11 protein-coding genes and 1 pseudogene are annotated in these 11585 nt (G+C 71.3%); 10 read left to right on the forward strand and 2 right to left on the reverse strand.

Annotation, left to right across the window (positions count from 1 at the left end; translation table 11 throughout):
* A pseudogene (locus KZ829_RS03645) lies at positions 1–351 on the forward strand (hypothetical protein); the annotation flags it as partial.
* Positions 352–355: 4 nt separating this feature from the next.
* Here KZ829_RS03645 and KZ829_RS03650 read toward each other — a convergent pair.
* Both KZ829_RS03650 and KZ829_RS03655 read right to left on the reverse strand, forming a co-directional pair.
* Positions 356–1480 (reverse strand): NADH-quinone oxidoreductase subunit D, encoded by a 1125-nt coding sequence (locus KZ829_RS03650; protein ID WP_372453840.1) that lies wholly within the window; start codon positions 1478–1480, stop codon positions 356–358.
* A gap of 17 nt (positions 1481–1497) precedes the next feature.
* A complete protein-coding gene (locus KZ829_RS03655) occupies positions 1498–2478 on the reverse strand; it encodes an SAM-dependent methyltransferase (protein WP_220142440.1) in 981 nt (326 codons plus the stop codon).
* 312 nt (positions 2479–2790) lie between these two features.
* On the opposite strand from KZ829_RS03655, the gene KZ829_RS03660 reads away from it, so the two are divergent.
* The 9 genes from KZ829_RS03660 (at position 2791) to KZ829_RS03700 (ending at position 11427) form a co-directional block, all read left to right on the forward strand.
* A complete protein-coding gene (locus tag KZ829_RS03660; RefSeq protein WP_220142441.1) occupies positions 2791–3648 on the forward strand; it encodes a Rossmann-like and DUF2520 domain-containing protein in 858 nt (285 codons plus the stop codon).
* 114 nt (positions 3649–3762) lie between these two features.
* Positions 3763–4596, forward strand: a complete 834-nt coding sequence (panC, locus tag KZ829_RS03665) for a pantoate--beta-alanine ligase (protein ID WP_220142442.1) — start codon at positions 3763–3765, stop codon at positions 4594–4596.
* Positions 4596–5024 carry an aspartate 1-decarboxylase gene (gene panD, locus KZ829_RS03670; protein WP_183224399.1) on the forward strand — a complete coding sequence of 143 codons (429 nt, stop codon included), beginning with the start codon at positions 4596–4598 and terminating at the stop codon, positions 5022–5024. Before panC ends, panD begins: the two co-directional genes overlap by 1 nt.
* 92 nt (positions 5025–5116) lie before the next feature.
* The gene (locus KZ829_RS03675) at positions 5117–6022 is read left to right on the forward strand and encodes a septum formation family protein (RefSeq protein ID WP_220142443.1); all 906 of its coding nucleotides are present in this window, start codon (positions 5117–5119) and stop codon (positions 6020–6022) included.
* Between the two features lie 62 nt (positions 6023–6084).
* On the forward strand, positions 6085–7734 hold the full coding sequence (locus KZ829_RS03680) for an L-aspartate oxidase (protein ID WP_220142444.1): 1650 nt from the start codon (positions 6085–6087) through the stop codon (positions 7732–7734).
* Entirely contained in the window at positions 7731–8588 is an 858-nt protein-coding gene (gene nadC / locus KZ829_RS03685) for a carboxylating nicotinate-nucleotide diphosphorylase (protein ID WP_308285321.1), read from the forward strand. The genes KZ829_RS03680 and nadC overlap by 4 nt, the downstream gene beginning before the upstream one ends.
* Positions 8589–8652: 64 nt before the next feature.
* Positions 8653–9411 carry a type III pantothenate kinase gene (locus tag KZ829_RS03690; protein WP_183224407.1) on the forward strand — a complete coding sequence of 253 codons (759 nt, stop codon included), beginning with the start codon at positions 8653–8655 and terminating at the stop codon, positions 9409–9411.
* A 55-nt stretch (positions 9412–9466) separates the two neighbouring features.
* Positions 9467–10975, forward strand: a complete 1509-nt coding sequence (gene lysS / locus KZ829_RS03695) for a lysine--tRNA ligase (RefSeq protein ID WP_220142446.1) — start codon at positions 9467–9469, stop codon at positions 10973–10975.
* A 95-nt stretch (positions 10976–11070) separates the two neighbouring features.
* Positions 11071–11427, forward strand: coding sequence for a histone-like nucleoid-structuring protein Lsr2 (locus KZ829_RS03700; protein WP_183224411.1), 357 nt, complete (start codon positions 11071–11073; stop codon positions 11425–11427).
* Positions 11428–11585 lie beyond the last annotated feature (158 nt).

Genomic DNA, 11585 nt, shown 5'->3' on the forward strand with positions numbered 1-11585 from the left:
GCGGCCGCCGTCCCGATGCCCGGCACCGCGCCGGTCGCCGCCGCCGCGGTCGCGCCGCCGCAACGGCCCCGAGCCGCCGCCGCGGTCGTTCCACCCGGCCCGAACGGCATGATGGCGCCCCCGGCCGCCCGAGCCGCCGCCGCGGTCCGGCCCGGTCCGCAGTACGGCCGCCCCGAGGCCCCGGACGACGACTTCGGCGCCGCCGACGGCTACGCCGGAGCCAACGGCTACGAGGAGCCGACCGCCGACTACAAGGCCCGCCGCCACCGCCCGTCCGCGAACGACACCAACGTCGGCACCCTCGCCGATTTCGCGAACTACCCCGGCTACAGCAACCAGGACAGCTGGTAGACGGCTACTTGTCGATGTCGCCGACCACGAAGAACATCGACCCGAGGACGGCGATCAGGTCGGGGACCAGGCAGCCCGGGATGAGCGTGGCCAGCGCCTGCACGTTGGCGTAGGAGGCGGTCCGCAGCTTGAGCCGCCACGGCGTCTTCTCGCCCCGCGACACCAGGTAGTAGCCGTTCACCCCGAGCGGGTTCTCGGTCCACGCGTAGGTGTGCCCCTCCGGCGCCTTCACCACCTTGGGCAGCCGCACGTTGACCGGGCCGCCGATCCGCTCCACCCGGTCCAGGCAGGCGTCGATCAGATCGAGGGAGACGTACACCTGCTCCAGCAGCACCTCGAAGCGGGCGTGGCAGTCCCCGGCGGTCTTGGTCACCACCGGCACCCGCAACTCCTCATAGAAGAGGTAGGGCTCGTCCCGGCGTACGTCGAAATCAAGACCACTCGCCCGGGCGACCGGCCCGGAGGCGCCGTAGGCGGCCGCGTCCTCGGCGCTGAGCACGCCGACCCCGACCGTCCGGGCCATGAAGATGTCGTTGCGGTGGATGATGCCGTCGAGGTCGGGCATCCGCTTGCGGACCGCCGCGACGGCCTGCCGGGCCCGCTTGGTCCAGCCGGCCGGGACCTCCTCCTTCAGGCCGCCGACCCGGTTGAACATGTAGTGGATCCGGCCGCCGGAGACCTCCTCCATCACCGCCTGCAACGTCTCCCGCTCGCGGAAGGCGTAGAACATCGGCGTGATCGCGCCGATCTCCAGCGGGTAGGAGCCGAGGAACATCAGGTGGTTGAGCACCCGGTTCAGCTCGGCGAGGGCCATCCGCAGCCAGGTGGCCCGCTCCGGCACCTCGATGCCCATCAGCCGCTCCACGGCCAGGACCACGCCCAGCTCGTTGGAGAAGGCGGACAACCAGTCGTGCCGGTTCGCCAGCATGATGATCTGCCGGTAGTCGCGCACCTCGAACAGCTTCTCGGCGCCACGGTGCATGTAGCCGACGATCGGCTCGCAGGCGACCACCCGCTCGCCGTCCAGGGTCAGCTTCAGCCGCAGCACGCCGTGCGTGGAGGGGTGTTGCGGCCCGATGTTGAGCACCATGTCGGCGGTGTCGAGCCCAGAGCCGGTCCCGACGGTCATCTCCCGCAGCGTCTCGGTCACCAGAGCATCGTGCCATGGTCGCCGAGCCCGACACCGTGCCAGAGCCACCAGTGTCCGCCGAGTCCGGCCGGATCGGTCAACTCGGCCGCCGCCCCCGCCGCGGAGAGCGCCCGCAGATAGCCCGCCGGATCGGTCCGGGCCGTCTCCAGCGAGGGCCGGGCACCGTCCACACCGAGCGCCCGCAGCGCCTCCCGCTGCCGGACCATCCGATGGGGAACACCGGCCGCCGCGGCCACCGCGTCCATCGCCACGTGCGCCGTGACGTCACAGCCGCCGTCCGGCACCGGTGGGACCTGCCGCCCCCGCCGGAATCCGGTCAGCGTCCCGAACATCGGCCGCTCCGCTTTCACGTGCCCGTAGTCGATGCAGAGCGCGGCACCCCGCTCGATCGCGCTGACCGCTTCCGCCCACGCCTCGTCGCGGGGCCGGCCCACCTCGATCCGGCCGCCTCCCGGCCACCAGCGGCCGGCCCAGGAACGATCAGCCGGGTCCGCTTCCGGGCCGAGCGTCTCGGCGCCGGTCGCCCGGTCCACGAGAACCGTCCGCAGCCGCCCGTCGTCGTCCGTCTCGAGCACGTCGAGCGGCACGTTGTCCAGCCATTCCGTCGCCACCAGCAGGCCGGTGATCCGTTCCGGCAGCTCCTGCCGCCATCGAACCGCGGAATCCAGCCCCGCGGGCCGCGGCGCGATCTCCACCGCGGTGGCCCGCACCCGCCCGGCCAGATCCTCCGGCAGCGCCGCCGGCAGCGCGGTGATCAACTCCCCGCGCCCGGCCCCGACATCCACCAGATCGAACGCCTCCGGATGCCCCAGCGCCTCGTCCACCCGGGCGACCAGCCGGGCGATCGCCCCGGCGAACAGCGGCGACGAGTGCACGCTGGTCCGGAAGTGATCACGAGGTCCCTCACTCTCCCGCACGAAGAACCCGCCACTCCCATAGAGCGCCGCCTGCATGGCCGACCGCCACCCCAACCCCATGAAACCCATCCTTTCGTACGCCTACCCGTACCGCCGTGGGCGGTCGCGACCGCCTGCAACACCGGGCCGTAGCGCCCGCATCCGGGCGTGAGCGGGTGCTCGGGCTCAACCCGAGGACAGAGCCGCCGATCGACTTGTCAGTGGAAACGGCACACCGACCCTCAGTGGGGCGGCGGTGCACTCGACGTCCCCCGCAAAACGCCTGCCTCGACACCGGTGACAAGGCGTTTTGCCGCGGAGCGAAGCGGAGCCGGCCAGCCTGGCATACTGGCCGTCCGACCGGTACCCCGTACAAGAGGACTGGATCCGAAGATGAGAGCTTTGAGCGTCGGCGTCGTGGGCGCCGGCCGGGTCGGCGCCGTGCTCGGCGCAGCCCTGAACGCGGCCGGCCACCGGGTGGTCGCCGCCGCCGCGGTCTCCGCCGCCTCCCGTGAACGGGCCGCCCGCCTGCTGCCGGATGCCGCGATCCTCCCCGCCGACGAGGTGGCCCGCGCGGCCACCGACCTACTGCTGCTCGCCGTCCCGGACGACATGCTCGCCGGTGTGGTGGCCGGCCTCGACCGGACCGGGGCGCTGCACCGGGGCCCGGTGGTGGCGCACACCTCAGGGGCTCACGGGCTGGCCGTACTGGGCGATGTGAACGGCATGGCCCTGCACCCCGCGATGACCTTCACCGGCGCGGACACCGACCTGGACCGGCTTCCCGGCATCGCCTGGGGGGTGACCGCCCCGGACCGGGCCTTCGCCACCCGGCTGGTCGCCGACCTGGGCGGCGTGCCCGAGTGGATCGCCGAGGAGTCCCGCCCGGTCTACCACGCGGCCCTGGCGCACGGCGCGAACCACCTGGTCACCCTGGTCAACGAGGCGGCCGACGTGCTGCGAGCGGCCGGGGTCGGCGAGCCGGGCCGGGTGCTGGCCCCGCTGCTGACCGCGGCGCTGGAGAACGCGCTGCGGATGGGTGACGCCGCGCTGACCGGGCCGGTCTCCCGGGGCGACGCGGGCACGGTCGGCAAGCACCTGGACCGGATGCCGGCCGAGGCGGTCCCGGCCTACCTGGCGATGGCCCGGCGCACCGCCGACCGGGCGATCGCCTCCGGCCGGCTGCGCCCGCAGGACGCCACCGCCCTCCTCGACGTCCTGTCCCGTGCCGCGGTGGGGAGTAACGCGTGACCGACTGCACCGCAGCGAAGCAAGGGCCGGGAGGGCGCGCGAAATGGGGCACAGCGTGACCGACTGCACCGCAGCGAAGCAAGGGCCGGGAGGGCGCGCGAAATGGGGCACAGCGTGACGAAACTGGTGCACACCCGGGCCGAGCTGGCGGCCGCCCTGGACGCCGCGCCGGGGGAGATCGCCGTCGTGATGACCATGGGCGCCCTGCACGAGGGGCACCGGCGGCTGATGCGGGTGGCCCGGGAGCGGTCCCCGTTCGTGGTCGCGACGATCTTCGTCAACCCGTTGCAGTTCGGGCCGAACGAGGACTACGAGAGATACCCGCGCACCCTGGACGAGGACTTCGCCGCCTGCCGGGCCGAGGGCGCCGACCTGGTGTTCGCGCCGGGACGGGACGACGTCTACCCGTACGGGCAGCCGTTGATCACCATGCACCCGGGCCCGCTCGGCGAGATCCTGGAGGGCGCGAGCCGCCCCGGCCACTTCTCCGGGATGCTCACCGTGGTCGAGAAGCTGCTGATGCTCACCCGGGCCGGTGTCGCCTACTTCGGCGAGAAGGACTTCCAGCAGCTTGCGCTGATCCGGCGAATGGCGCGCGACCTGGAGTTGCCCGTCGAGATCGTGGGCGTCCCCACCGTACGCGAAGGGGATGGCCTGGCGCTCTCCAGCCGCAACCGGTATCTCTCGCCGGACCAGCGGCGATCCGCTCTGGCCCTGTCCCGCGCTCTGCGTGAGGGCGCCGCGCGGCGCGACCCCGCGTCGGTCCTGGCCGTCGCCCGCAAGATCTTGGCGGACGAGCCGGGGGTACGCGTGGACTACCTGGAACTGACCGGCCCGGATCTCGGTCCGGTCCCGGAGGAGGGCCCGGCCCGCCTGCTGGTGGCGGCCCGGGTCGGCACCACCCGGCTCATCGACAACGTCCCGTTGACCCTGGAGAAGAACGCCTGATGCTTCGGACCATGCTGAAGTCGAAGATCCACCGAGCCACCGTGACGCAGGCCGACCTGCACTACGTCGGCTCGGTCACCGTCGACCTCGACCTGCTCGAGGCGGCCGACCTGATCCCTGGTGAGCAGGTGGCGATCGTCGACGTGACCAACGGGGCGCGCCTGGAGACGTACGTGATCCCCGGCGAGCGGGGCAGCGGCGTGATCGGCATCAACGGGGCCGCCGCGCATCTGGTGCATCCGGGCGACCTGGTCATCCTGATCTCGTACGGGCAGATGGACGACGCCGAGGCGCGCGCCTACCAGCCGCGGGTCGTGCACGTGGACGCCGACAACAGGATTGTCGAGCTGGGCGCGGACCCGGCCGAGGCGGTCCCCGGAATGGTCGGTGACCTGGTGCGCGGCGACCTCACCCTGGCCGTGGGATAGCTCTTTCCCGATCCTTCCTCCCGAGCGGCACCGATGCCCATATAGTCGGCAAATCGGATAATGTCACCGAGCTGCTCGGGAGGCACGGGGTCATGCGATTCCGCCTGTGTGTCTCAGGAATCGCCGCCCTGCTCTGTGTGGCCGGCTGCGGCGCGGGCCGGGACATCGACGGCGATCTGACCAACGACTGGGGCGCGATGGCCCCGGCCACCGGGTTCGTGCCGGCCGCCGAGACGTGCCATCTCTCCAACTTCGCCGTCTCCGGGCCGCGCTCCACCTACGAAGAGGTCGACTGCGCCGTCGAGCACCGCACCGAGACCGTGCACGTCGGCGAGTACCCCGAGTCCGCCGCGGACGCCGCCCAGCCACCGGCCGGCACGTCGGCCGAAGCACAGGCGGCCTACAAGGAATGCGACCAGAAGACCTCCGCGTACGTCGGTGGCCCCTGGCGCGACGCCCGGCTCTGGATCGGCGTCACCCACCCCTCGCCCGCCGCGTGGAAGGGCGGCGCCCGCTGGTTCCGCTGCGAGCTGGTGGAACTCGACTCGATCGAGAACGACGGCGCCCTGGCCCGGCGGTCCGGCAGCCTCCGTGGCGCACTCGACTCCAAGACCTCCGATCTGCTGCTCGCCTGCTACGCCATCAAGCTGGACGACGCCGGGGCGATCAGCAGCATGCCGTCCAAGAAGTGCACGGACACGCACAACGCCGAGTTCGCCGGGATCTGGACCGCCCCGGCCGGGACCGCGTACCCCAAGGATGACGCCGCCTGGGAGAAGTTCCACGACGGCTGCCGCGAGGTGGCCGCGGAGTACGTGGGGGTGCCGGTCGACGCCAACCTGCAGTACCGGACCGGGGTGGTGTCGCTGCCCGGCAACGCCGACGTGTGGGCGCAGGGTGACCACGGGGTCCGCTGCTATCTGTGGCTGGAGGGGTCCGATCTGACCACCTCGCTCAAGGGCAAGGGGACGAAGGCCCTCCCGGTCCAGTACAAGTAACCATGACCACTGCGGGTGCCCCCGGCTCGACCGGTTCGTGGGGGCGGAGTGTACTGAAACACATGTCACCTCTCGCCGATCTTCCGGCGCTGCCCCGCCGGCTCGCGGCCGCCGAGCCCGGCTGGACCGAGACCACCGACGTCGTCGTGGTCGGCTCCGGTATCGCCGGGTTGACCGCGGCCCTCTACCTGCGTGAGCAGGGTCTGCACGTCACCGTCGTCACCAAGGTCAACATCGACGACGGCTCCACCCGGTGGGCGCAGGGCGGGATCGCGGCCGTGCTCGATCCGCTGGACACGCCGCAGGCGCACGCGTACGACACGGAGATCGCCGGGGTCGGGCTCTGCGACCCGGCGGCGGTCCGGGTGCTGGTGGAGGAGGGGCCGGCCCGGATCCGGGAGCTGATCCGCCGGGGCGCCGAGTTCGACCGGAACCCGGACGGCTCGCTCATGCTGACCCGCGAGGGCGGTCACCGCGCCGACCGGATCGTGCACGCCGGCGGCGACGCGACCGGCGCCGAGGTGCAGCGCGCCCTGCACGCCGCGGTCCGCCGCGACCCGTGGATCCGCCTGGTGGAGCACGCGCTCGTGCTCGACCTGATGCGCTCGGCCGACGGCCGGGCCTGCGGGATCACCCTGCACGTGCTCGGCGAGGGCACCGAGGACGGCGTCGGCGCGGTGCTGGCCCGGGCCGTGGTGCTGGCCACCGGCGGGATGGGGCAGATCTTCTCGTCCACCACGAACCCGTCGGTCTCCACCGGCGACGGCGTGGCGCTCGCGCTGCGGGCCGGCGCCGCGGTCACCGACGTCGAGTTCGTGCAGTTCCACCCCACGTCGTTCGTGACGTCACACACCGACTCGGTGCAGCGGCCGCTGATCTCCGAGGCGCTGCGCGGTGAGGGCGCCCACCTGGTCGACGAGTCCGGTGAGCGGTTCATGGTCGGGCAGCACGAGCTGGCCGAGCTGGCGCCCCGCGACGTGGTCGCCAAGGGCATCTACCGGGTGCTGCGGGCCACCGGCGCCGACCACGTCTACCTGGACGCCCGCCACCTCGGCAAGGAGTTCCTGGAGGGCCGCTTCCCGACGATCATGGCGTCCACCCGGGGCGCCGGCGTCGACCCGGCCACCGACCTGATCCCGGTCGCCCCGGCGGCCCACTATGCCTCCGGCGGCGTGCGCACCGACCTGCATGGCCGGACCAGCATCGACGGGCTGTACGCGTGCGGCGAGGTGGCCTGCACCGGCGTGCACGGCGCCAACCGCCTGGCCAGCAACTCGCTGCTGGAGGGCCTGGTCTTCGCCCGCCGGATCGCCGACGACATCGGCCGGGAGCTGCCCCCGCAGGCCGAGCCGGTCCGGGCCCCGACGTCCGGCCCGGCCTGGGTCGCCGACCCGGCGATCCGCGCCGAGCTGCAGCGCGCCATGACCCGCGGGGCCGGGGTGCTGCGCTCCGCCGACTCGCTGGCCACCGCGGCCAAGGAGCTGACCCGCCTCGCCGAGCAGCGGTCCCGGCCGAACACCGCGGCTTGGGAGGTCACCAACCTGCTCACCGTCGCCACCGCGCTGGTGGCGTCGGCCCGCACCCGCCGGGAGACCCGCGGCTGCCACTGGCGCGAGGACCACCCGGCCGCCGCCGACGAATGGCGCGGCCACCTGCTCGACGCCGTCGCCCCCGACGGCGTTGTTGCCCAGACCTTCGAGGAGATGGCGTGATCGACCCCAGTCTGGATCTTGTGGAGGTCGAGCGGATCGTCCTCAACGCCCTGGCCGAGGACCTCGGCACCCCGGCCCGGGACGTCACCAGCGAGGCCACCATCCCGGCCGCCCAGACCGACACCGCCGAGCTGGTGGCCCGCGCCGACGGTGTGGTGGCCGGCCTGCTCGTGGCGGCCGAGGTCTTCGCCGTCACGTCGGCCGGAGCGGCCACCTTCGAGGCGGTCGCGTCCGACGGCGACCGGGTCCGGCGCGGCGACGTGCTCGCCGTGGTCACCGGCCCCACCCGGGCGCTGCTGACCGCCGAGCGCACCGCCCTCAACCTGCTGTGCCGGATGTCCGGTGTCGCCACCCACACCCGGAAGTGGGCGGATCAGCTGGCGGGCACCAAGGCCACGGTGCTCGACACCCGCAAGACCACCCCGGGCCTGCGGGTGCTGGAGAAGTACGCGGTCCGGGCCGGCGGTGGCACCAACAAGCGCATGGGCCTGTACGACGTCGCCATGATCAAGGACAACCACAAGCTCGCGGCGGGCAGCATCACGGCGGCGTACGAGCTGGTCCGCGCCACCTTCCCGGACGTGGCGGTGCAGGTCGAGGTGACCACCCTGGCCGAGGCGGAGGAGGCGGTCGCGGCCGGCGCCGACTTCCTGCTCTGCGACAACATGACGCCCGAGCTGCTCACCGAGGTGGTCGGCGCGGTCGGGGACCGGGTGGAACTGGAGGCGACCGGCAACCTGACGCTGGCCACCGCGGCCGCCTACGCCGCCACCGGGGTGGACTATCTGTCGGTGGGCGGCCTGACCCACTCGTCGCCGATTCTCGACATCGCACTGGACCTCCGTCCCCGTTGACGCCGGCGCGAGTCGCTGCGCGTACAAAATAGGGGTCTTGATTTTGATTCTTTAGGGGCCTGGCGTGCTGCTCTGCATTGACATCGGCAACACCAACACCGTGCTGGCGACCTTCGACGGCGACAAGCTGGTGCACAACTGGCGGATCAAGACCGATGCCGCCTCGACCGCCGACGAGCTGGGCCTGATGTTCCGGGGCCTGCTCGCCGGCGACGCCGTCGAGATCACCGGGGTGGCCGCCTGCTCGACCGTGCCGGCCGCGCTGCGCAATCTGCGCACCATGCTGAAGCGGTACTACGGCGACGTGCCCAGTGTGATCGTCGAGCCGGGTGTGAAGACCGGGGTGCAGCTGGCCATCGACAACCCCAAGGAGGTCGGCGCCGACCGGGTCGTCAACACCCTGGCCGCGCACGCCCTCTACGGCGGACCGTCGATCGTGGTGGACTTCGGCACCACCACCAACTTCGACCTGATCAGCGCGAAGGGCGAGTTCCTCGGCGGCGCCTTCGCGCCGGGCATCGAGATCTCCTTCGACGCGCTCGCGGCCCGCGCCGCCCAGCTGCGCAAGGTGGAGCCGACCAAGCCGCGCTCGGTGATCGGCAAGAACACCGTGGAGTGCCTCCAGGCCGGGCTCTACTTCGGCTTCGCCGGCCAGGTGGACCGGATCGTCGAGCGGATGATCGAGGAGATCGGCCCGGTCCGCGCGGTCATCGCCACCGGCGGCCTGGCCTGGCTGGTGAAGGACGAATGCCGCACGATCACCGCGCACGAGCCGATGATCACGCTGATCGGGCTGCGGATGGTATATGAGCGGAACGTCTGATCCCCGCTGAGTAGGCTTTCAGGGCCCAGCACAGACCTACACAGGAAGTCTTGCCGTGACCGAGCAGAACACGCCAGCGATCGACCCCGCCGAGGACCTTCCCGAGCAGATGCGGGTCCGCCGGTCGAAGCGGGACCGGTTGCTCGCCGAGGGCGTGCCGCCCTACCCGGTCGAAGTCCCGCGGACCGCCGAGATCGCCGAGATCCGCGCGCGTTACGCGGACCTGCCCACCGACACCGCCTCCGGCGACACGGTGTCGATCACCGGCCGGGTGATCTTCGTGCGGACCGGCGGCAAGCTCTGCTTCGCCACGCTGCGCGCCGGGGACGGCACGGAGATCCAGGCGATGTTCTCGCTCGACAAGGTGGGGGAGAAGTCCCTCGCCGACTGGAAGGGCGTGGTCGACCTCGGCGACCTGGTCGCGGTCACCGGCGAGGTGATCACCAGCCGGCGGGGCGAGCTCTCCGTTCTCGCCGATTCCTGGTCGATGAGCGCGAAGGCTCTTCGGCCCCTTCCGGTCGCGCACAAGCCGCTTTCCGAGGAGACCCGGGTCCGGCAGCGTTATGTCGATCTCATCGTGCGCCCGCAGGCCCGCGATGTCGTGCGTACCCGGGCCACCGTGGTCCGCAGCCTGCGTGAGTCTCTGTTCCGCCGGAATTTCCTCGAGGTGGAAACTCCGATGCTCCAGTTGCTGCACGGCGGCGCCGCGGCACGCCCGTTTGTGACGCACAGCAACGCACTGGACACCGATCTTTATCTTCGGATCGCCCCGGAACTGTTTTTGAAGCGTGCGGTGGTCGGCGGCATCGACCGGGTCTTCGAGATCAACCGGAACTTCAGGAATGAGGGCATGGACTCCACGCACTCTCCGGAGTTCGCCATGCTGGAGGCCTATCAGGCCTATGCCGACTACAACGTGATGCAGGCGCAGGCGCGTGAGTGGATTCAGGAGGCCGCGGTCGCGGTGTCCGGATCGCACGTGGTGACCCACCAGGACGGCACCGAGGTCGACCTGGGCGGCGAGTGGGCCCAGATCACGCTTTTCGGCGCGATCTCCGAGGCTCTCGGCGAGGAGGTCACGATCGGGACCGACCTGGCCCAGTTGCAGCGGTACGCGGAGAAGGTCCAGCTCTCGGCCGATCCGAAGTGGGGCCCCGGCAAGCTCGCCGAGGAGTTGTTCGAGCATCTCGTGACGGACAGCCTCCAGGCGCCGACCTTCGTCCGGGACTTCCCGGAGGAGACCGCCCCGCTGACCGCCGGCCACCGCACCACCCCGGGCCTGACCGAGAAGTGGGACCTGTACGTCAGCGGATTCGAACTCGCGACCGCCTATTCCGAGTTGGTGGACCCGGTCGTCCAGCGCGAGCGCTTCCACGCGCAGTCGCTGCTCGCCGCCGGTGGCGACCCCGAGGCGATGCAGCTGGACGAGGATTTCCTGCGGGCCATGGAGTACGGAATGCCGCCGTCCGGTGGCATGGGAATGGGAATCGACCGGCTGTTGATGGCGCTCACCGGCCTGGGCATTCGGGAAACGATCCTCTTCCCGTTGGTCCGCCCGGAGTAACAATTACCCACCCGCCATTGACGGGTCATGCGCTCCTGGCGTTATTGTTCTCCCATTGCTGGGGAGAGAACCTGTGTTCGGGAGGATAACCGCGCGTGGCCAAGCAGATCATTCACAAGCTGGTCGATGACATCGACGGTGTTGACGCCGACGAGACCGTGAAGTTTGCGCTCGACGGCATTCAGTACGAGATCGACCTCTCGGAGAAGAACGCCGCGAAATTGCGGGAGGTCTTCGAGCCCTACGTGAAGGCCGGGACGAAGGTGGCCCGGGGCGGCGTCGTGGTGGGTGGTCGCGCCGCGCGTGGCCGTGGCGGGGCGACCGCCGACCGCGAGCAGAACAAGGCGATCCGCGAGTGGGCCAAGAAGTCGGGCAAGGACATCTCCGACCGCGGCCGCATCCCGCAGGAGATCGTCGACGAGTTCCACCAGAAGGGCCCCGGCCGGGCCTGATCACGGTTCCACCCCGGAGAGGGCGCCCCGACCACATGGTCGGCGCGCCCTCTCCGTGTTTTGCCCGTCGGGCCGCCCACAACCTCACTACGGTTATCCACAGGAGTGGACAGGGTTGTCCACAGGCTGTGGATCGGCAGGATTTCGCTGTACGCGTA

This window comes from Actinoplanes hulinensis, from assembly GCF_019429605.1.
Classification (GTDB): Bacteria; Actinomycetota; Actinomycetes; order Mycobacteriales; family Micromonosporaceae; genus Actinoplanes; species Actinoplanes campanulatus.